The sequence below is a fragment of the Hungatella sp. L36 genome, from assembly GCF_014288035.1.
In genome coordinates, this window is the sequence record NZ_JACOPC010000009.1 from 132939 (window position 1) to 156154 (window position 23216).

Consider the following 23216-nt stretch of genomic DNA (forward strand, 5'->3'; position numbering starts at 1 on the left):
GATATGGTCAATATCGGTAATATGATGGATTTCAATCCACTCCGCCATCGCTAGCGGAGACGAAGGGCATAAACCGGCATGGAGTGATGTAACCGATTTCAATCCACTCCGCCATCGCTAGCGGAGACGATTATGTGTCAATGTATAGTTTTAATTTTGAGATTTCAATCCACTCCGCCATCGCTAGCGGAGACTTGGAAGATAAATGGGGCGTTGTATCTATTGGCAATTTCAATCCACTCCGCCATCGCTAGCGGAGACGGGAAACCGCGTTATTATTGACAGTGATAATTTATTTCAATCCACTCCGCCATCGCTAGCGGAGACCATTGGTGCGCAAATAATGGAACCGCTAACAATATTTCAATCCACTCCGCCATCGCTAGCGGAGACTGCTCCTCCTTTCTTCAAAATCATGTGACAAAACATTTCAATCCACTCCGCCATCGCTAGCGGAGACGAAGTGGGAAACCAATTCAATGCCTAATTACAGCAATTTCAATCCACTCCGCCATCGCTAGCGGAGACTATGCGGATACATGTGAGCAGAGCGGATACCATATTTCAATCCACTCCGCCATCGCTAGCGGAGACCAATTACTTTCCTGAGCTTCGGTTCATACACATAATTTCAATCCACTCCGCCATCGCTAGCGGAGACCCAACTACTCCTTTTTTCGTACCGCTTACTCTGATTTCAATCCACTCCGCCATCGCTAGCGGAGACGAGCGGTTCTTCCATCGTTCTCATATGCACACGATTTCAATCCACTCCGCCATCGCTAGCGGAGACGGAATTGGAACGTACAAAGCATGTTTCTTTCAGTATTTCAATCCACTCCGCCATCGCTAGCGGAGACGGAAAAACAGATCAAGATTGAGATTGATGTAGAGATTTCAATCCACTCCGCCATCGCTAGCGGAGACGTAGTGGTATACCCGGCTTCTTTTAGTGCGTTGAATTTCAATCCACTCCGCCATCGCTAGCGGAGACCCTCGTCCCTGGCAGCACGCTCTTCACCTTCCGTATTTCAATCCACTCCGCCATCGCTAGCGGAGACTCGTCAGATCAGGGCGGCACGCTACTGGCATTGTATTTCAATCCACTCCGCCATCGCTAGCGGAGACTACCTCCAGGCCATGGGCCGAAAACAGTGAACCATTTCAATCCACTCCGCCATCGCTAGCGGAGACCCATTTCGCTTGAATTTGTTGAGGTTTTCCGAATATTTCAATCCACTCCGCCATCGCTAGCGGAGACTTTGATTATCGGTTAGAAAAGGAGTAATACATGGATTTCAATCCACTCCGCCATCGCTAGCGGAGACTACCTGGACAGTGAAGGAAATATAAGCACAAAAATTTCAATCCACTCCGCCATCGCTAGCGGAGACTTTAATCTTCCGAAGCTTTTCACCCTTTTCGGCAATTTCAATCCACTCCGCCATCGCTAGCGGAGACTATTTCGTCTTTGCAAAATACCATCTCGGATAAAATTTCAATCCACTCCGCCATCGCTAGCGGAGACATGCTGCTTCGCCGGTGATTACGGATATCAAGGGATTTCAATCCACTCCGCCATCGCTAGCGGAGACTTCCCGGATTCGCATAGGAAACCGCGATCTTCGATTTCAATCCACTCCGCCATCGCTAGCGGAGACATCGGGAGATACTCCCCAGCCTCAGCGGAGCGTTATTTCAATCCACTCCGCCATCGCTAGCGGAGACTATAGACTGCGATGTCCTTCGCGAATTTGTTCAATTTCAATCCACTCCGCCATCGCTAGCGGAGACCCTTTTCCGCTGTGTATTCGCCGATAATAACGTCATTTCAATCCACTCCGCCATCGCTAGCGGAGACGAAGAGCGCTGTATTAAACCCGCCCTTTCCCGTATTTCAATCCACTCCGCCATCGCTAGCGGAGACAAGGCAAGCCCCCGGTATTCCTCCGCGATCTTGTAATTTCAATCCACTCCGCCATCGCTAGCGGAGACGGAGGTGAGGCCCTCGGCCTGAGCTTCACCGACGCATTTCAATCCACTCCGCCATCGCTAGCGGAGACTCTTCCCGTCTCCGACAACGTGATCGGATGCGAAATTTCAATCCACTCCGCCATCGCTAGCGGAGACTTCGCATAACCGTCCGCACCAATTACCACGAGGATTTCAATCCACTCCGCCATCGCTAGCGGAGACAGCAAACTCGCACATATTACACCATACAATCAGCAATAATCATATGCAATTTGCACACATTTCATCGAATCAACTCATCCAATTCTCCCATTTCCCCTCCATAACCGCAAAATTCTCGGTGCGAACCTCCCAGGGATTTTATGATCACTTCTGGTTCGCACCGTAATTCACAGGCTAGAAAATGAGAGGTTTTTCTACATTTACACCTTTTTCGACACCAAAATGTTCCACCTTCGTGTCATGTTTGTTGCCCAGATAATAAAACCTCAAGCTGTCAACACGAACATCAATCAGGTCCTTCAACGCCGCTTTTAACATCACACACTGGGCGTTATCCACAATACATTCGAATACCGAATTTTGTACCCTGGTACCATAGTTTACGCATTGCTTTGCGACCTTACGCAATCTCGTCTTTCCCGCAGCGGTCTCGGTATTTACATCATAGGTGATCAGCACCAGCATAGAGAAACGCCTCCTACTTCCAGAAAAATGGCGGATACTCGTCCAAATCTCCTCTTAAATATCGTGCCAACAACATTGCCTGTACAAAAGGAATCATCCCCCACTCCACCTTTTCCCCTAAATAAGGATGCGTTATGACTTCCTTTTTTCTGTTTTGCCACTCTGTCAACAACAGCTTCCTGGCCCGGTCTGTCATTAATACAGCGCCGTCTTCCTTCTTTGAGAAATCTTTTCCACTAACCATTTTACGGTTGATCAGACCCAGTACGAAACGATCTGCGAGCACCGGTCGGAGTTCCTCTATCAGATCAAGTGCGAGTGACACCCTTCCTGGCCGGTCCGTATGCATAAATCCCACATAAGGGTCAAGCCCCACCGTTTCCAGCGCAGAAGCCACCATATTAGTTAAGAGAGTATATACAAACGACAGCATCGCATTTACATTATCTAACGGCGGCCGTTTATTTCTCCCCGAGAACTTAAAATCTTTTTTCTGCTGTAAAATCAACTGATTAAATACACGAAAGTAAACACTGGCGGCTTCGCCTTCATACCCCCTAAGCTGAGCCATGTCCGTACATTCCCAAACATAATTTAATGATTGCTGCATAAATGCAGACGCACGCTTCAACGCATCAACATCCACCTGTAAACCATGATCCCTGGTCGCACGCTCCAGAACCCATTTTCCATTATATATCTTTCCCAGGATACAATTCTTTGCTACGCCCAGGCTGAACTCCGCATTTTCGGACGCTTCATACTGCTTCTTTCTTAAAATGACATTTCCTCTGACACCGCCAGTCACTCTTGCCAGAAATTTTCCCTGAGGCGTCATAAAACACAATGAAATATCGCGCATCGCGCAGCCGCCCATCAGTGCAGGACTGATCCCTCTGTATCCAAAACAAACAATTGCCTCGAGATTATGCAGGGGAATACGCCCCAGTTCCTCCTCTTTTTCCAGAATCACCACATTTTCGCCATCCAAAGAGAGATAACTGTCCGGGGAAGTCACATATAATGTATTTAATAATTTTTTCAAAGCGCTTCCTCCTCCGTAATTTTGTCATGCACATATTCCTTAACTGAGGGCGTTTTTCCCAGCTTCGGCATACAGATATCTTTCAAAGAACAGGCGTTGCAGCTCTTTGACCACCTTACCTTTGGAGTATACTGCTTATCAAAAAGCTGATGCATTTCCTGAAAGTACTGCCTTACTTTAGACCTGAGTTCTTCGGTAAACAGGACCTTTTCTCTATGCCGGATCTCGCCATAATAAATGGCGCCTTCTGTAATTTCCGCAGAAAGCATTTCCTCCAAACACATGGCCTGTGCGGTAAGTTGTAAGACATCTACGGGAATATCTTTCGGCTTTCCTCTCTTATACTCAATCGGATAGACTTCAAACAGCCCTCTGTGACCATAGAGAGGAACGCCATCTTCCTTTCTTCGAAACTCCACAATATCACAGGCCCCGGAAATCCCCATCGTTCTGGACTGCACCACTAATCCCCGGCTGATAATCACATCAGATCTCTTCTCGGTGGCCCAAATATCATGAGCGCGCTCATGAAGCAGTTCCCCCTCTGCAGTTCTCTCATTCTCCTGCCACTGCTGCTCAATGTGAATGAGTGCCCATTGTCTCCTACAAAATGCGAAATGCTGGATTCCTGAAAGCATCAGATAATCCTCTTCCTTGTAATCCATCATATTTTCCTTATAACTTCTACAGTTTCCGGAATCTGTTCCTCATGAATGGAAATCGTATAATCGCCGTATTTTCTGGGATAATCCACATCGTCGTGCTTCCTCACTTCTACAGCATCAAACAGCTTATATGCCGGACAGTCGCCCAGTTCTTTGCTGTGTTTAAATACGATCAACTCCCGCACTGCCATCTTACCTCTGGCGGCAGAATGATCGATCTCAAACATATTGATGATTGCTTCCCACAAAAGTTCCAGATCTTCTTCCGAAAAACCGGTAACCTTCCTCGCCAGATTCGCCGATATGTATCCCTCCGTCCGGTACAATGCGTATGGTACAATATTCTTTCGTCCCATTTCCGTGCTCTTACTTTCCGCATCTTTTTCCGTAGTGATTGCAACTCTGGTAATTGTCACTTCCTGACTCACAATCGGATCAATACTTCTGGAAAATCCAAGCTGGACTGGTCCCCGAACCTGTCCACAGTTTAATGCAGCCTTTACAAAGGTCGTCATCACTGCACCAAACGTACGAATATCGAAAAAATTACGACACATGAAATCACGAATCTTACGGTCTACCTCCGGATCTTTTTTCTTTAAATCTTTTATACCCTTATCATCAGTCCCCAGGTAATCATAAGCGGTGCTATCGCTTCTGTTTAACGGAACCTCTTCTTTGATGTATATTTTATACCCCTCGCTGTCCTCCTTCACCGTTTCCACGTAATTGCGTATCTTACGTTTTATACAGACATCCGTCACGATTCCATAACCACTTTCCGGATCAATTCTGGGAAGATTTCCTGCATCAGGGTCACCATTGGGGTTTCCATTTTCCACATCAAACAAGATTACAAACTCATACCTGTTTTTGATAACATCTGCCATCTTACGCTTCCTCCTTTGATTTTTTCTCATATCTCTTCTGAGTCTGATGATAATACCCCAGAATAAATCTGTCCTGAGCATCTAAATTCAGCCGTTTTGGCACTTCCGTTATCTTGCTTTGAAGGGCCCCAAGCATTTTTTCATAATAAATTTCCCTGCCTTTATTGTTCATCTTCCGCAAGTGGCTGTTTTTCAGTTTAAACAGAATTGGAAAGATTGATGAGGGTGTTGCACATGCTGAATTGAAATAGCGGTCTTTTATGGTCGCATTAATCCCCGGATTTGCATCCTCCTGTATGGCTTCCAGCACAGCAAATTCCTGCCCCAGTATGTACGCAACATCATTGCTGTTTTCATTCATTTCCATAGTAATTTCCTCCTCGCTGCAGCCTCTGTTTTTTAACAGATACGCCTTAATTATGGCAGCTCTGCCTCGCGTAATTTTGTAAATGCGGCTGTCACTGTCATCCTGCTCTGACCGTATTCTTCCAAGGACCGCCTGGTGCATGCTTTCCGGGTAATTGCTCCCCGAAATAATCGCCCGATACAGACTTCCCGCCATATTGGGAGCCGGTTTCTTATCCTTAGACTTCTTGTTCACCGTCTCAGACAATAATCTCCATACCCCCAGATACTCCATATGATCACCTGATGGTCTCACAATGCGCAGACGATCGTAATGTTCTTTCACATGGCGCAGAATATTTCCAAAGCTATCCTGATAGAAAAACCGCACAGACAGTCTTGCTGCATTGGGAGACAGGCCCAAAATATAGAATTTCTGATCCAATGAAAGACTTTCCTGAGTACCGTTTTCATCTACTTTCTTACCTGCCGCCAAATTTTTAAAAACACCGTCCACTATCTCCTGATTATCTGCCGTTGGCTCCATCATAAAGGAAAATGTCCGGTTATACACCTCTTCCCCATCTTCCGACCAATAAACAATCGCCGTATCACCAATCATGGTCATATGGTCTCTGTCCGCCAAAAGATAGTTTAGTGCAGTCGTGTACGCATAGGCGGCATAAGTGCTGACCGGCGCATTATAGCTCTGCTCTTTTCCATACGATTCAAAGGCCGGCGCATTAAATGATACCAATGCGGCCCCGCTGGACTGAGCACCCGGTACGCCTTTAATCGTTCCATGAATTCTCGCAATTTCTGCCCGTTTCCCGGTCACGAGGCATGTCCCTTCCACGCCGTCTCCTGGCTTTTGACTGTAAGTTTCCCAGGCTGCTTTAACAGCGGGGTCTTCCTGGGCGAACTCGTCCCCGATAAAGAAAATTAAATTTCCGCCTGCCGTAATCTCTTCCAACCCCTCCGACAGGGCAGTATGTTCCATGGCTTTTTCAGGCTTCCAGGTTTTAAAATACAGAACCACCGCTCTGGCTGCTTTGCCGCCCGTTTCTTTCAGGATTTCCAGATGCTTCTCCTTAGCCGTCTCAAAACACTCCACAGAGCGCTCCGGCTTTCCTTTATTATCGATTCCGAGCAGATAACTGGAATTATCACAAAGAAAATTGGCCGATACGCCGGAGGAACGGGCCACCATCTGCGGAACCTTCCTGATCGTTGGCACTAAAGCGGTCTTCTTCCCCCTTAAGACTGACTCTTTCAAAGGAATGATACGGAGCAGTTCCCCTGCTTCTGAAAGTTCCAAAGCGAAAGAGACCTTTGCCGAACACCAGCCTGGACTGGTTATTTTCCCCTTTCGTTCCAAACTCTCATAGTATGTTACCAAAGACTGCAGGATCATCGTACCACCTCCTGATCCCGGACATCTAAAACTCCATCCTTTAAGACAGCGCGGAAAAATAAAGGCTGTATATCTTCCGGATTGGAATAATCAAAATCGTAGAACATATAGCCCAGTTCCCTTTCCATACCTTTATATTCCGTCGTTACATCGTCGCCCTCGTAGAGTTCAAATTTGGCAGGAAATTCCCGGCAGCCGAAGTATGGCGTATGGTAACACTCTCCCCGTCTCAGCCTTCGCATAATAATGTCTTTAAACTTCCCCGGGTTATCGCAGTCGCTCGCATGATCTGTCATGTCAAAATGTGCTTCGATTACATAATCCACATCCTTAAGAAGAATTGCCGCCCTCTGTACAATTTCCTGACGACAGCTGATCAACAGCGGTTTATTTCCTCCATTCATAACATTTAAAACACTGCTGGCTAAGACCTTGCTTTTCACCTCATTTCGGCGTATGCTGGTAAACTGGATCGGCTTTCTCACATAAATTTTGTCAATCACCCATTTCATACCGGGATGCCAGTAGACCGCCTCCAGCATTCCCCTCGCCGCCGAGGGCGTGATCACATCGTAACTGCATCGTTCTACTTTCATCTCCGGCCGGGAAAAGAGGGCCAAATCCCCCCATACCCGCACCCGTACACCACGGCTCATGTTTTTCCTCCTTCCAATCATCATCTTTCTATAATAATTATAAAAAGACCGCCTCCCCTCTTTCTGCATTCAAAATCAATCCCATTTCATTGGTATACTGCTCCGGGTTTCTCAAACGATAGAATTTTAAATCCAGTGCCTCCAGTTTACCTGCGCCATTTAAATTTTCAAAATCTTTTTCAAATATATGAATGCTATAATGTCCCGCTTCCCGGACAAGCTGACGGGAGTGTTCACCCCAGCGTATTCGCTGTACAATCTCCTGGGCCTTAAGTTCCTGATCGATCAGAATCGTCTTTGTGTTGCCCTCTTCAATTAATGAAAACTCATCTGCAATATCTGCAAATGGAAATAAAAGGGAACGGCCGCCCTTTTCCAGCTGCTCCACAATCCCTTTTACGTCTAACCCCTTTTCCCCTTTATAATAATAGAGACGTTTGAAATATCCTTGAATTGCCTCCAGTGACGCAATGTCCTCATATTTTTCTGCAGTCTGTTCAGCAGCCACAATGGGCTGTTTTAATTCCGGCGGAAGATGGATATCCGCTGATTTCTCCAGGGTAAATACTAAAGTATGGCAGTCATCCTTCCTCCTTTTTCCTTCACGATTACATCTTCCGGCTGCTTGTATAACAGAATCAATTCCTGCCAGCTCCCTGTACACCATTTGAAAATCAAAATCAACTCCTGCTTCAACAAGGCTGGTAGCAATCAGCCTGCACGTTTTTCCCTCTTTCAGACGATCCCTTATCTCCCGAAGCAGCCTCTTTCGATGCTCCGGATACATCAGAGTAGACAAATGATACGTCCCCTCTTCCTTTACCGCCTCGTAAACTTTCTGTACCTGCCGTCTACTGTTTAAAATACACAGCACCTGGGTTTCCTGCTTTAATAAAGCGACTAACTGTTCTTCCGATATTTTCCCTATTTCCTGAATGTCGGTTCTTCTAAAAAACTCATACTGCCCCTTTACATCCGGGCATATTTCTTCGCATTTCATTGTACCCGGGAAAAACGCTTGCAAAGAAGGCTGAGTTGCGGTGCACAGCACAGCGCTGCAGCGATAATTGACAATCAGCTCGGTAATTGCCCGTATACATGGCTGCAAGTATCTCACCGGAAGCATCTGCGCCTCATCAAAAATAATAACGCTGTTGGCAATATTATGGAGTTTTCTGCATTTTGATGTTTTATTTGAAAACAGGGATTCAAAAAATTGAACATTGGTCGTTACGATCACTGGTTTGTCCCAATTTTCCGCAGCCAGTTGGGACCGCCCCAATTCCTCCTCGCTCTCGAATACCACATTACAATGATCCTCCAAAACATTTTCGTACCCCAGAATATTCTTAAATATAGCCGCATTCTGCTCAATAATACTCGTATAAGGAATTACATAAATGACATGCTGCTTGTCATGCCGGATGGCATGATGGAGCGCGAATGCCAGAGAAGAAACGGTCTTGCCTCCGCCAGTAGGCACCGTCAATTGAAAGAGTCCGGACGGCTCCTTTCCCTTTTCCAAACACGCTTTTAAAATTTCCGTTCGTCTCCCGTTAACCGTATTCCTGTCGGTATTCGTAAGCCAGGGCATTATGTAGTCCTGTACACGCTGGAACAGACTGCTCATTGTATCATACGTTCCGCGAGGCACCGGATTTTCAGACATAAAACCTTCCGTATCTAGATAATCAGCATCTACCAGACATGAAAACAGCATACGAATGAAAAACGAGGCAGTAAAACCGAATTCCCCCAAAGGCTGCAGGGGCGGGACCGGAAAATCAGGAATTTCTATTTCTTCTTCGTAAGCATGATAATCTTCCAGCCCCTTTTTCATCCTTCCCATAAAAGTGGCTTCTCCTGCACAATCGGCACAAGTCCCGCCATTCAGCAATCCCGAATGATGGCCGGAAATGCAGTAGGCTGCATAGATATTTTTTCTTTTATATAATTCCTGGGCGCCTGCCGTCGCATGGTCCGTGATGCTTCCTCCATGAAGACGTTCTTGAAACTTTTCCGAATATTTTCCGATATCATGGATCAGGCCACAACCGTACCCCCATTCCTTACACTTGAAAGAAGATGCAAAATCACCGGCAAGATGTGCTGTACCATGACAGTGGGCAGCGATCGTTTGCTCTCGAGTTTGATCTTGGCTTATGTGGGCAAGGAACATGAAATACCTCCTTTTTACACTGATACGACAGCCAGAATATATGACTATATCTACTGTCTTATTTAAGAGTATATATATTTGTGCTACTGAATCAGTGGTGGCCTCGAGGGAAGGTGATTCAAATTGTCAACAATGAGAATTTCAATCCACACCACTGCATCAGTGGTGACGATATCTCCCCATTCAGATGGCGCGGTATCCGGATTTCAATCCACACCACTGCATCAGTGGTGACTTGTAATCCTGCCGGGTATGCGCCCGGCATTCGTAATTTCAATCCACACCACTGCATCAGTGGTGACGACGCCCCGCTGAATAATCGCGGCCTCTACCTCCTATTTCAATCCACACCACTGCATCAGTGGTGACGAGGACATTATCGAGGATCAGGATCTGACTGCAAAATTTCAATCCACACCACTGCATCAGTGGTGACTGCGGTGTTATTGGGGCGGTGCTGGGCGTTGTGGATTTCAATCCACACCACTGCATCAGTGGTGACAGGATTGAGACAGTGAATGATTTAGACGGTGAAGATTTCAATCCACACCACTGCATCAGTGGTGACACTGATGTGGACAGCGAAGCGGATAAACTGGAAATTTCAATCCACACCACTGCATCAGTGGTGACTTCCACCTTTTTCCCTTATGAAGTTGTCCAGGCTATTTCAATCCACACCACTGCATCAGTGGTGACAGAAGAAAGTATCTAACTTTAGAGATATACAAGCATTTCAATCCACACCACTGCATCAGTGGTGACCATTATTAAAAAATGCTTAAAGTTTTGCTTAAAGTATTTCAATCCACACCACTGCATCAGTGGTGACATATACAGCGCGCTGCCAGATACTTTGTAATACATTTCAATCCACACCACTGCATCAGTGGTGACCATACATGGGAAAAGACCAAAGTACTCAATATTCAATTTCAATCCACACCACTGCATCAGTGGTGACACCATGCATATTAATGTTTCCGGTGCTGCCGGAGATTTCAATCCACACCACTGCATCAGTGGTGACTGGCTGACGGACGAGGCCGGTGACAGTGTTCCGATTTCAATCCACACCACTGCATCAGTGGTGACTTATCGCCCGGATCTCCGTTCTGCTCCATCTCCTATTTCAATCCACACCACTGCATCAGTGGTGACCACGGGGCATCTGATCCGTTGTTTTTACTTTGACGATTTCAATCCACACCACTGCATCAGTGGTGACTGATTTTCTTCCATTCGAGAAAGTGTTCAGACCAATTTCAATCCACACCACTGCATCAGTGGTGACTTCCACGCAAGTGTGGAAAAGACGATTATATTCCGATTTCAATCCACACCACTGCATCAGTGGTGACCTATGTTCCTACTCCGCCAGCAGGATCACAAACATTTCAATCCACACCACTGCATCAGTGGTGACAAGCGCTACGACAGCTAAAAGCTGGGCGGTTGGAGATTTCAATCCACACCACTGCATCAGTGGTGACGGAGCCACACGACTGAAAGGAGCAGGATCATGAGATTTCAATCCACACCACTGCATCAGTGGTGACTGATACTTTTTTCATGATGAAGGAAGATACTTTATATTTCAATCCACACCACTGCATCAGTGGTGACACTGATGCGTCTTCAGACAGTTTTACTGCCAGTCCGATTTCAATCCACACCACTGCATCAGTGGTGACGGTCAAAAAGGAGTCCCTTCCAAAAAAAGTAAATAAATTTCAATCCACACCACTGCATCAGTGGTGACCTGGCTTCGGCCCCGCAAGGCCATGGCATCTGGCTTATTTCAATCCACACCACTGCATCAGTGGTGACTTAATAAAACCTTATTATGACTTTCTCGTAAATATTTCAATCCACACCACTGCATCAGTGGTGACCAAAGAGGGGCGGCCATACTCTCGGGGGAACAAATTTCAATCCACACCACTGCATCAGTGGTGACGTTGCTGCTCACCAATTACCATATGCTCAAGAAATTTCAATCCACACCACTGCATCAGTGGTGACGAGGGACCGAGCGATTCAGCGCCGGAACCAGAAGATTTCAATCCACACCACTGCATCAGTGGTGACAAGAATCCTCCTCGTCATAATCCGGGTGCCAGAAATTTCAATCCACACCACTGCATCAGTGGTGACCCAACTACTCCTTTTTTCGTACCGCTTACTCTGATTTCAATCCACACCACTGCATCAGTGGTGACCGGCAGAAATCACCGAGGAAAACTTTGTTTTAGCATTTCAATCCACACCACTGCATCAGTGGTGACAGCGACGGGCTCGAAGAGGCAAAAAACTCATTAATTTCAATCCACACCACTGCATCAGTGGTGACAAGACCTACAACGCGGGACCGGCACCGCCGAATTATTTCAATCCACACCACTGCATCAGTGGTGACAAAAGATTGTGGGATCATAACGATGAACAGGACGAATTTCAATCCACACCACTGCATCAGTGGTGACGAGGTTTCCTCGATAAAAATGCTGGCAAATTCGATATTTCAATCCACACCACTGCATCAGTGGTGACTCTCCGCGTTGTCAATTAACTTGAGAACCGGGGAATTTCAATCCACACCACTGCATCAGTGGTGACAGCAAATCTGCACAATTTCAGCAACACAATCTATCACAAACTAACCAAAAATTGTCTATATTTCTATTTTAACACTTTATTTCTAATAAAACAATTAAATTTCATCTCCGATTTCTTCATTTTCAGGTGCGAACCTCCAGGCATTTTCACGATCACTTGACGTTCGCACCCGATAATTTATTAGTTTTTTTAGATTATTCTATATTTCCAAACACCACATCAATTTTTCCGCATCCAAATGTAACATTTCTGCCTATATGTAAGACAGAGGCCGCATTCAGCCATGGAGTGAATACTGATAACTCTCCTTGGAACGTCATAGCTCCCATTAATCCGCTTAAATCCATTTTCATATTTCTTCTGGTTGAATATCTGTCTATATTATTTAAATATACTCCAGACGATACTTCCTGCACCATTTCGGAGAGGTACTGCAATGTTTCGATTTCCGCAAAATCCACATACCCCCCATATCGCTCTGTTAAATCGCTCATCCTTCTCGTTATGTTTCTAATAATTGTTGGAAAATCAACGGTTAATAATAAGCTGCCTTTACGTCGTATTCTCAATGGTGTCAGGAAATGGATTGAACCATACGTACTATTTTTCTGAGCTGTATCTGGCACTAATTGGCTTACTGCATTTTTCCATTCCACCCCACCGTTCTTCCAGATCAGTTGAAGGGTCTGTCCCTGTCGTATCTCTGTCAATTCAAAAAGTTTTCTCTCTGCCCCCATCTTAAACCATCGGGTTTCTGCCAGAATTTTTATCACCGGTTCACAATACTGCACGGCATCTCCCAACAATATAAATTGGAAACGCAGTTCTTCTCCAGCCTTATATACTCCATGGAAGCCCGGCGGTTCAATAATATAAGGATTTATAATATCCTGCTTCGCTCCTCCAAAACTACGATTCTCAAATAAATACTGATATACATCCTTATGAGGCAGTAACGCCCACCCCATAATTCCATGAAGTGTTGACCCCATATAATCTGGCAGCGAAGCTGTTTCATGGCATTTTAGCTGGATCAAAAGAGGCAGATAGATAAGCGAAAAATGAGTCTTATGACGATCAGTCATCGCTTCTCCGTTCTAATGAAATTTTTACAAGACCATGCGGTAAATTATTTTCTCGATCAATATAGATACCTCCATTTAATGGATCCGCATCCCCGTAAACCTTTGATAATAAAAGCCCTTTATAACCACCCAAAAATATAAAAGCAGAGTTTTTTCCTAAGTTTTGAGATTGGTACATCATTTCTTTTATCTTTCCCCTTACCTCTAATAATACACCTTTTGTATTAGTTGTATCGTCGCCCTCCGTACCTATAATGTCATTTTCAATAATTTCTTTCAGCCTCTTATCAAGCTGTAATAATTTTTGTTCTGTATTCGACTTAGCCTTCGATAAAACAAGCTCAGGATCCCCCTTGCAAAAAGCGTCACCAGATAAAGATACATCACGATTCAACATTTCGATTTCCAGTTGCTTAAAAAACTCATCGAATTTAACCTTCTTCTTATTTTCTGCAGCTTCTCCCGTCTCCGAAGCATATTGCACTTTATAAAGCTTTCTCAATTTGATATCCTTATACTTCACTGGCATATCATCTATTCCCAGATCACTTGAGCCAATAGCACCTTTTATGGAAGAGCCTGGTATATAATACTGTGTATGCTCGGGGCTATACTCCTTATAGCATCCATACTGGTAGAACGGATAGATGATACTGATTTTTCTTTCTTCCCCCTCTTTATTAATATCAGCCTGATTAAAATGGATCCCTTCGTAATACCCAGCCTGACCTCTTGGGGAAAGGGCAACTGTTGAATATGTTGTTATTCGACAGCAGTATTTCTCAATATTTTTCGTATGCATCACTTGCATCTCCTTCCATCGGATACAAAAATGAATTTCCAAAAATTATTGTTTTATCGTCTTCAGAATTACAAATGGACCGTCCCACCTCACGAATGGTTTCTCTTACACAAATAACACTGCCAGCCTGAATGAAGCTGATGAATTTTCTTTTATAAGAATTATCCCAGCCTTCTTTTTCGTTATAAGGACGCCGTTCCGATGTAAACAGATGTAAACTGGATTCTCCATAATCAATTTTGTCCGGCAATAACATCCCTAAATTCAAATAACGTTTAACATTATGCTGGTAGAATCGGGACTGAAAAAACACTTCTCCCATATAAAATATATTCATCCCCTGTGACGCGCGTGGCCCCAGAAAAAAAGGTCTCTTATTTTGTCGTGCTAATTGTAAAATCCGAAGAAAATCTGATGCCTCTTTACATTTTTCTATAGCCAGATAAAATTCATAATTCTTTACCAGACTCCCTGATTCCTCCCCAGCTTTCTCAATCTTCACAGCTCTGATCTGCGGAACCGAATATACATTGGGGTCTAAACCTGCTAATCCATAGCTCAGACTGTCTATAGACGCATGTATCTGCTGGGAATCCTGGATCGCTATATATGGATATGCATTTTCTACCTCTTCTCTTTTCTGGACCAGATTCATAAAATGTTCTTTTTCGATATAACGCCGTTTTTTCATTGCTTTGTATACTTTTTTATCTAATCTTCCCCTGCTTATCGCCAGTTCATCCAACAAAAATGTCTGAGGAATTGGCAAATAATTGTCTGGAAGCAAATCAGACAGCGCAAAATAAATCTTTTTTTCCTTTATTTTTGAAACGAAGCCAGAAGCTGTATCATCATTTGTATATTCCGCATACATATAAATCAAAGCACCAAAAAGCTTCTGCGAATCTGGAATCTGAGTAAGTTCCCCTGATAAATCCATCTTCACTCTATATACTTCTATATCTGCCATACTTTATATTCCCCCTAAACGATCTCCGTCTCTATCCTTCCATAACCACGACTTCCTGAATTGCCCAACCGATATATCCCATCGTTAAATTCTAATACCGCACTTTTAATAAATTCTTCAATGCCATCCATTTCCAGGAGTTCCATGCGATACAGCAAAATATTTCCGCAGAAAGCAATCTCTGGTCTGACGGTTTTATAAACACGCGGAAGAGATCTTAAGCCATTATCTACTGCAGAATCCATAATAGCATTTTTAGAATCTATAGAAAAATAGTTTTCCTGTGCCTCCCTTTCTGCTGGAAGAAAATCACCGAAAATTAATTTTGGTGTATCATTAAATCCCATAATACCAAAAATATATTCGACAGAAGCCTTTTCTATCACCACCCTAAAACGTTCAGCCATTCTGTTCAATCGTTCTTCTTCCACATTCTCACTCATTTTTTTAATACGCTTATCATTTTCCTGCCATAGCTTATTCAAATACGCTCTATATGCATCTTCTATTTTTTTAGCCTGCTGATTATCAGCCGCTGCCATATCACGTATAATTCTTTTTAAAACTCCTTTAAAAGAAGATGCTGGAATTACCGGTAACCCCTGATAATTTATCTTTGTTGCCGCATCGATACCTCCAATCTCAAACGTCGATGGTGTATCACCGATAAACAGGTTTGTTTTTGTCGTTATTCTTATATCTATTCTTTCCATGCTTTGTTACTCCTCCGTCCTTTTTATTTTTTGTTGTAGGATATAGAATCTTGTACTTTATTAATTGATCATTAAGAGCATTAAAAATCAACAGCGTATCAATATAATCTTCTTTCCACAAATTTGTTGATTTTGCTATATCTAAAAAACGCTTTTCATCAAAATATAACGATGGAGGCGGCTTGCAGCCAGCCTTACGTGTCTCCACTGACACCTCATATTTTTCCTTAGTTTTTAAAACATTTAACTGAATCAATTTTGCATCCAAATCTGGATCTGCTCCTAAACTTTTCATCTGATGAAGCAATGATTTCGATAAACGCAATGTCTGATATACTTGTACATCTTTTCCTGATTGATTCTTATATTTCGTATCAATCACAAATAAATCCCGCATTTTTTTGATTTGATCAGAATCAACCGCCCCACTTGTTACAGAATTGAAAAGACTCTCCTGATACAGATATCGTAATACTCTGTTAAATACATTTGTTCTAATATTCTTTTTTTGAATGTCAAAGTTGCTCACATCGTAATCAGGGATATGATCCGTCAGATGAAAACGTTCGTCAGAAAAAAGTAGCAGTAATCTTATATACTGTTCGAATTTTTCTTTTACTCTGCCATCTTTATCATAAAATTTTATAACCGAACTTCTCCCTTTTTTTTCTACCACCTGCTTAAGCAACAGATCAATGAGTAATAACTCACCCTCCCCCAATTTTGACTTACTTTCAAAGTAAGACGGTATCAAATGATAAAAAACTGCATTGCTGTATTTCAGTTTATGTTCTCTTACAGCTGGATCTGTGATTTTACTTAATAATCCATACATAAAGTGATGAACTTTAAATCCTTCTGACTCCGCACTTTTTAGAATTTTAAGATCATGAATAAAGTGAGACCACGACTGTGGTTTAGCATCTTTGTCAATACAATCAAAAAACACGTATTGATTCATACAGATCCGAATATGCGGCTGCATGCTTTTCAAGCCTTCAGAATCTGTTATTTTCGCACACTCCAACTGCCTCTGTACACGTTCATAATAATATCGAATCGGTTCTCTATTGATAGTGAACTCAATTCCAATGCTCATTGATATTGTAAATTTTTCCTCATAATCTGCCTCTATTTCTAATTCATCATTTATTTCTCTCAAGATGACTTTACACAAATTAACACCGGTAACGATATAAGAGGCTGGCACCGCAAATAAAATATCATCTCCAGCAATATAAAGCGGATATAATTTAAAATCATCATCTGTTTTCTTAAATGCTTCTGTTGTCGCTGCTAAAGAATCCAAACATATATACTTGGAAAGGATTTCGCTGATTCTTTTATACTGCTCAAAACTGTTTATTCCTTCAAATAATTGCCCCATTCCGTCCAGGTCCGCTTTGATAACAGCAATACGAAAATAACGTTCATTATCTGTCAGTACTTTGGAATAAAGTTTGTTGATAGTTTCTTCAAACATCGGATATTTTTTTTCATCAGTCCATACTCTCTTATCTGCACTGTATTGAGGTTCAAAGATTATTTGCCGATTTTCTCTTATTACTTCATTCAGACAACTCTTACTTTTTAACCGTTTCTTACACTTTCTAATCACCTGCAATTTATCAGTATCAGATGCCACTTCAGTTTCAAAGCACAAATATTTTATAAAAAGTTTACCGTCATATTCCCTATAATAGAACTCAAAGATTTTTCTCAAAGATTCTTTTATTTGTCTTTCCTCTAGATCCGTCGAAAAAATACAGACACCGGAACACTTTAATAGTATCTCCTTCACCATACCTGAAAAGAATCCATCATTTCCTTCTACTCCAATCATCCGAAATAAATCTTCAGATATGATTCTCGAAGAAGATATAATATTTTGCAACGTGCCGCTGTTCATTTGACTCTTTTGCGTATGTTCGCTAATTGTATCAAACAAAAATGTTTGAACCTTGTCTATGGATAGTGTAACAATTCGAACTGCCATTGTTTTCCTCCCTAATCTTTACTAAATAATTTTACATATGCGCGATGGGGAAAAAGCATAGGGTTATTAATCAACATTAAAAGCTGATTCAACTGAAAATTGAAAGTCATAAGTGATATTGGCCTGCTTTCTTTATCCAGTACCTGATACTCATCCATCTTTATTTTTTCCAGCTCAGCTTTGTCAATTCTACTTCTGCTTTTATCTATATGTTCCTCCATATCCGCTTCATTAACTTCATAAAAATTCAATGCTTTAAACCATTCATACAAATTGCTAAACGCTGTATTGGAAAGCACCTTTATGTATGTTTTTTCTAAATTTTTATTTGCAGCCAGCAAAACAAAATCAAAAATTTCTTTTATCTCAGCCGAAATATTCTGATCCAAAGCACACAATATTCTAATGGGTCTCGTTGACAACTGGGTACCTGTAGGACCCTTTGTAATCATATTAGCTAAACGGGCAACGGATTCTTTTGCAGTGCGCAATTTTTTTATTTCAGCTCCCCACTCTTTGACTGAACGTTCATCTATGCTTTGGCTTTTACATTCAACTACTGCCGCAACCGCTTCAATAGGTATAAACTTCAATTTTCCGTATCGAAATATGTACGGTGTATACATTTCATCCATAATTACCAAATCTATTTCTTTGGATATTCCCTCTTCAGAATCAATAATAAAAGCGGATTGCTCAATTACAAACTTCTTAGGCAAAATCTGTCCAAATAACCCTGCCCAAATTTCTTCTCGAAAAGATCCTGTCGTAGGGCCGTGCAATTCATTTCCCATAAAAAGTTGTTTTGAAATCATCCCTTCAAGTGACTGATAATTTTCTCTAATATTTTCTACAACTTTTAACTTTCTATTGTCACTTTCTTTTTCATCCATGATATTCTCCCTTCATCATTTGTATATTTTTCATAATTTAATTATAATACTAATAGTAATATTTTACAAGTATATATTTTTATATATTTACTACTTATTTTATAGAAACTTTGTTTTCTTCCGACTTTTATGATAAACTAATATATGGCGATTTTTCTATTAAAATAGAGAATCGAGGATTGAAATTATAATATTAGCAGTAACAAAAAAGAACAACTGTTATAAAAAAACAATTGTTCTTTTTTGCTGTTAAAAACACACTCCACTACCGTCAACCATTCATTCAACCGAAAACAAACTCTCCGCATAATTCACCGAAGCCATCGCATCCCTGCAATACCGGTCTGCCCCGATCGTCTTTGCATAATCCTCCGTCAGTACGGCGCCTCCCACCATCACCTTTGTTTCGGGCGCCGCTTTCTGCAGCTGCCTTATGGTCTCTTCCATGCTCGGAACCGTAGTCGTCATCAGTGCGCTGAGTCCTACCAGCTTCACTTCCTGCTCTACGGCGGTCTCCACCACCAGCTCCGGAGGCACGTCCTTACCTAAATCAATGACATCATAGCCATAGTTCTCCAGAAGCACCTTGACAATGTTCTTTCCAATGTCATGAATATCGCCCTTGACTGTCGCCAGAATGATCTTCCCCTTCTTTTCCTCTTCCTTGCCTGACTTCGCCAGCTGCTCCTTAATGACTTCAAAAGCTGCTTTAGCCGCTTCCGCACTCATCAAAAGCTGGGGGAGGAAAACCGTGCCCTTCTCAAAACCTTTTCCGACACGGTCTAAAGCCGGAATCATCTCCTCATTTATGATAACAAGAGGCTCTAACGTCTTTAAGAGCTCCGTAACTGCCTGATGTGCACTCTCCTTCAATCCTCTCTCAATGCTCTCTGCAAGAGAGGCAGACATCGCCGTTCCACTTCCATCCGATTTACCGGAACCGCCGCCCTGACGCACGGTCTGGCCCAGTGTGGCCACCTGACCGCTGTAGACGCTGATATATTCGCTGCACTGGGGGTCTAAATCAGCAAGCACCCGGAAGCTGTAATAGGAACGCATCATGGCCTCGGAATTCGGGTTGATAATCGCTGCATTCAGCCCATTCTGCAGCGCCATGGTGAAAAATGCCGCATTGACAATCTCACGCTGGGGAAGGCCGAAGGAAATATTGGAGACACCCAGGATCGTCTTTCCTCCCAGTTCATCCCGCACCCTTCTGACTGTTTCCAGTGTAGTAATCGCCCCTTTGCTGTCTGAGCTGACCGTCATGCAGAGTGCATCGATGATGATATCTTTTTTCTCAATCCCATATTCTGCCGCCTTCGCATAGATCTTTTCCGCCACTCTCAGACGCCCGTCGGCAGTCTCTGGAATTCCGTCTTCGTCAAGCGCCAGCGCAACCACAACGCCGCCATACCGCTTCACCAGAGGAAATACCTCCTCCATCACTTCCTGCTTTCCATTGACGGAGTTAAGTAACGGCTTGCCGTTGTAGGCACGCAGCGCCCGCTCCATGGCCTGGATATTGGAGGTATCGATCTGGAGAGGAAGATCGATGATGCTCTGCAGCTCCCTCACCACTTCCTCCATCATCGCCGCCTCATCGATCTCTGGCAGGCCCACATTCACATCCAGCACGTGTGCTCCGTTATCCTGCTGAGTGACACCCTCGCGCAGAATATACTCCAGATTGTGGTCCCGGAGCGCCTGTTTAAACTTCGATTTTCCCGTCGGATTGATGCGTTCGCCGATAAGCACGGGATTCTGATCGATAACGACCGCCTGCGCATAGGAAGAAATTACGGTATAGTCCTTTTTCTCCGGCATGCGGGCCGGATGGTCCTTACAGAGTTCAATGGTCTTTTTTATATGCTCCGGAGTTGTTCCGCAGCAGCCGCCCACGACACAGGCTCCCATCTCCACGATCTCTCTCATGGTCCTGGCAAACTCATCCGCATCGATATCATAGACCGTCTTTCCGCCTTCGCTCCTCGGAAGTCCGGCGTTTGGATTTACAATGACCGGAACTGAGGCCGCCTTCATGATATCCGCCAGGATTCCCTTCATCTGAACCGGACCCAGACCACAGTTGATTCCCAGAGCGTCCACGCCCAGGCCCTCCAGCAGCGCCACTGTGGATTCCACGGTTCCTCCCGTTAGAAGCTTGCCCCTGCTGTCAAAAATCATCGTAGCGAAGACAGGAAGATCACAGTTTTCCTTAGCAGCCAGAACTGCCGCCTTTACCTCATAGCTGTCGCTCATAGTTTCTATCAAAACAAGATCAGCGCCCTCGCGCGCACCGATTTTAACGACGTCAGAGAACAGCCCGTACGCCTCCTCGAACCCCAAATCACCAAGCGGCTTCAAAAGCTTTCCCGTAGGTCCGATATCAAGAGCGATAAAGCCCTTTTTTCCGGCTTTCCCGACAGCATTCTTCGCATTTTCCATGGCTGCTGTCACAATCCCGTCCAGCCCATATTCACTGGAATCGTTAAATTTCAGCCCGTTGGCTCCAAAGGTATTCGTCTTGATGATGTCGGCTCCCGCCTCCAGATAATCGTAATGCAGCTTTGTCACAATCTCCGGATGAAGGATATTCCACGTCTCCGGCAGTTCTCCGGGCTTCAGTCCATTTGCCTGCAGAAGGCTTCCCGTGCCGCCGTCGAAAAATACGATTCTCTTCCTGATTTCTTCCATTAACTCTGTCATATCCCTTATCCTCTCCTGTACGCGCAGTCTGTTTTCGAACATAATTCACAGCCCCTCACCTCACAGCGGTGAGGCTTCGGGCTCACTCCCATCACCGCGGTCACGGATTTGGAAGGAGTCATCAAAAGGCTGTCTGTAAGCATAATTCCGATCCTCTTGGCCGACTCTAAAACGGAGGTGATATCCCTCTGGCATTCCAGGGGAAAATCTCCGTATCCGGGGCTGAACCTGGGCCGCAGATAGAGCCCTTTTTTCTCAAAGGACTCTTTCAGTGCCGTATTCACCTCGTCACAGTACGATTCAATCATGGCGGTGGCTGCGGCCTGCATGGTCACTGCCTTGCTCATCTGGAGCTTTGTATACTTACGGATCAGGGAATCTGCCTCTGTTCCAAGGGTAGCGGCAAATAAAATGACCTGTTCGCAGTCCTTCAGATTACGGCTGAGACTCCGGCTCTTCGTCCGAAACACCGTAAAATCCAGCTCTTCCTCCGGCAAAGGCACGAAAGGGTATACTCTGTATATGCTTTTCGGCGACGCTGCGGCCTCCAGCTCCTCCACACATTCTTCAATCAGCTTCGAAACCTTTTCATCCGCTTCCTGTCTGCCATATCCCAGATACCTTCGAATCTCTCTCCGGTTAATTTCCATGCATATCACTCCACTTCTCACCAGGACCCGCTTTAAATCCATTACAGAATTTCCGACAGGTTCTCCTTTATTTTTGCCGCCACATCCGGCTTATTCATGGAATACACGTGAATCGCGTCCACTCCATTGGCAATGAGATCGATAATCTGCTCCGTGGCATAGGCGATCCCCGCCTGTTTCATGGCCGCCGGATTATCTCCGAACCGGTCCACAATCGCTTTAAACCGTGACGGCAAATACGTTCCTGAGAGCTGGCAGCTGCGGATGATCTGCTTTACATTCGTCACTGGCATAATTCCCGCCACGACAGGCACCGTAATCCCTTTCTCCCGGATCCGGTACAGATAATTATATAAAATATTATTGTCAAAGAACATCTGGGTAGTCACAAAGTCACATCCGGCTTCCACCTTCTGCTTCAGATAGTCCATATCGATGGTTTTGCTGACCGATTCCACATGGCCCTCCGGATAACAGGCCGCTCCAATGCAGAAATCGCCGCAGGCCTTGATCTCCCGGATCAGCTCCGAGGCAAAACGGTAATCCGATGCCACTGGCCCTTCCTTCGGGATATCACCGCGCAGAGCAAGGACATTCTCAATTCCCGCGGCCTTTAACTCTTCCAGCACCTCGTGCACCTTTTCTCTTGTGGAGGAGACACACGTAAGGTGGGCCAGCGCCGTCACCTGGTACTCATGATGCAGGGTGGAGGCGATGTCCACCGTATACTGGCTCGTACCGCCTCCTGCTCCGTACGTCACACTCATAAAGGCCGGATTCAGCTTTGCAATCTCAGCCGCCGCCTTTTCTACGGACTCGTACTTATCTTCCGTCTTCGGAGGAAACACCTCGAAGGATAACGTGGGCTTTCCCTGCCCCAGTATGTCTTTGATCTTCATATCGTAAATCTCCTGTCTTTCGTAA

16 protein-coding genes and 2 CRISPR repeat arrays (1 of these 18 only partly in view) are annotated in these 23216 nt (G+C 44.2%); all 16 genes read right to left on the bottom strand.

Features of this window, described 5'->3' with window-relative positions:
- Positions 1 to 2196: a CRISPR direct-repeat array (repeat unit 33 nt; unit sequence ATTTCAATCCACTCCGCCATCGCTAGCGGAGAC) (it extends 2326 nt beyond the left edge of the window).
- 174 nt (positions 2197 to 2370) lie between these two features.
- On the bottom strand, positions 2371 to 2661 hold the full coding sequence (cas2, locus tag H8S80_RS20460; RefSeq protein ID WP_025532416.1) for a CRISPR-associated endonuclease Cas2: 291 nt from the start codon (positions 2659 to 2661) through the stop codon (positions 2371 to 2373).
- A 13-nt stretch (positions 2662 to 2674) separates the two neighbouring features.
- The gene (gene cas1c / locus H8S80_RS20465) at positions 2675 to 3706 is read right to left on the bottom strand and encodes a type I-C CRISPR-associated endonuclease Cas1c (protein WP_117630903.1); all 1032 of its coding nucleotides are present in this window, start codon (positions 3704 to 3706) and stop codon (positions 2675 to 2677) included.
- Positions 3703 to 4371, bottom strand: a complete 669-nt coding sequence (cas4, locus tag H8S80_RS20470) for a CRISPR-associated protein Cas4 (protein WP_025532415.1) — start codon at positions 4369 to 4371, stop codon at positions 3703 to 3705. The genes cas1c and cas4 overlap by 4 nt, the downstream gene beginning before the upstream one ends.
- Complete coding sequence (cas7c, locus tag H8S80_RS20475) at positions 4371 to 5261, bottom strand: type I-C CRISPR-associated protein Cas7/Csd2 (RefSeq protein ID WP_117630904.1); 891 nt, start codon at positions 5259 to 5261, stop codon at positions 4371 to 4373. The genes cas4 and cas7c overlap by 1 nt, the downstream gene beginning before the upstream one ends.
- A gap of 1 nt (position 5262) precedes the next feature.
- A complete protein-coding gene (cas8c, locus tag H8S80_RS20480) occupies positions 5263 to 7020 on the bottom strand; it encodes a type I-C CRISPR-associated protein Cas8c/Csd1 (protein ID WP_117630905.1) in 1758 nt (585 codons plus the stop codon).
- The gene (cas5c, locus tag H8S80_RS20485) at positions 7017 to 7676 is read right to left on the bottom strand and encodes a type I-C CRISPR-associated protein Cas5c (RefSeq protein ID WP_025532413.1); all 660 of its coding nucleotides are present in this window, start codon (positions 7674 to 7676) and stop codon (positions 7017 to 7019) included. The genes cas8c and cas5c overlap by 4 nt, the downstream gene beginning before the upstream one ends.
- 37 nt (positions 7677 to 7713) lie before the next feature.
- Positions 7714 to 9855, bottom strand: coding sequence for a CRISPR-associated helicase Cas3' (cas3, locus tag H8S80_RS20490; RefSeq protein ID WP_117630906.1), 2142 nt, complete (start codon positions 9853 to 9855; stop codon positions 7714 to 7716).
- A gap of 138 nt (positions 9856 to 9993) precedes the next feature.
- A CRISPR array of direct repeats spans positions 9994 to 12474; the repeat unit is 32 nt; unit sequence ATTTCAATCCACACCACTGCATCAGTGGTGAC.
- A gap of 194 nt (positions 12475 to 12668) precedes the next feature.
- Complete coding sequence (gene cas6 / locus H8S80_RS20495; RefSeq protein ID WP_117630907.1) at positions 12669 to 13559, bottom strand: CRISPR system precrRNA processing endoribonuclease RAMP protein Cas6; 891 nt, start codon at positions 13557 to 13559, stop codon at positions 12669 to 12671.
- Complete coding sequence (locus H8S80_RS20500) at positions 13552 to 14361, bottom strand: hypothetical protein (protein WP_025532490.1); 810 nt, start codon at positions 14359 to 14361, stop codon at positions 13552 to 13554. Before H8S80_RS20500 ends, cas6 begins: the two co-directional genes overlap by 8 nt.
- Complete coding sequence (locus tag H8S80_RS20505) at positions 14342 to 15331, bottom strand: hypothetical protein (RefSeq protein ID WP_117630908.1); 990 nt, start codon at positions 15329 to 15331, stop codon at positions 14342 to 14344. Before H8S80_RS20505 ends, H8S80_RS20500 begins: the two co-directional genes overlap by 20 nt.
- 14 nt (positions 15332 to 15345) lie before the next feature.
- Entirely contained in the window at positions 15346 to 16044 is a 699-nt protein-coding gene (locus H8S80_RS20510; RefSeq protein WP_025531119.1) for an RAMP superfamily CRISPR-associated protein, read from the bottom strand.
- A complete protein-coding gene (locus H8S80_RS20515; protein ID WP_117621560.1) occupies positions 15992 to 18040 on the bottom strand; it encodes a Cas10/Cmr2 second palm domain-containing protein in 2049 nt (682 codons plus the stop codon). The genes H8S80_RS20510 and H8S80_RS20515 overlap by 53 nt, the downstream gene beginning before the upstream one ends.
- Positions 18041 to 18051: 11 nt before the next feature.
- Positions 18052 to 18933: a DUF6602 domain-containing protein gene (locus H8S80_RS20520; protein WP_034562084.1), complete on the bottom strand. Its 882-nt coding sequence runs from the start codon at positions 18931 to 18933 to the stop codon at positions 18052 to 18054.
- A 279-nt stretch (positions 18934 to 19212) separates the two neighbouring features.
- Positions 19213 to 21642, bottom strand: coding sequence for a homocysteine S-methyltransferase family protein (locus tag H8S80_RS20525; RefSeq protein ID WP_117630909.1), 2430 nt, complete (start codon positions 21640 to 21642; stop codon positions 19213 to 19215).
- A gap of 5 nt (positions 21643 to 21647) precedes the next feature.
- The gene (locus H8S80_RS20530; protein WP_117630989.1) at positions 21648 to 22292 is read right to left on the bottom strand and encodes a vitamin B12 dependent-methionine synthase activation domain-containing protein; all 645 of its coding nucleotides are present in this window, start codon (positions 22290 to 22292) and stop codon (positions 21648 to 21650) included.
- Positions 22293 to 22333: 41 nt separating this feature from the next.
- On the bottom strand, positions 22334 to 23191 hold the full coding sequence (gene metF / locus H8S80_RS20535) for a methylenetetrahydrofolate reductase [NAD(P)H] (RefSeq protein ID WP_025531121.1): 858 nt from the start codon (positions 23189 to 23191) through the stop codon (positions 22334 to 22336).
- Positions 23192 to 23216 lie beyond the last annotated feature (25 nt).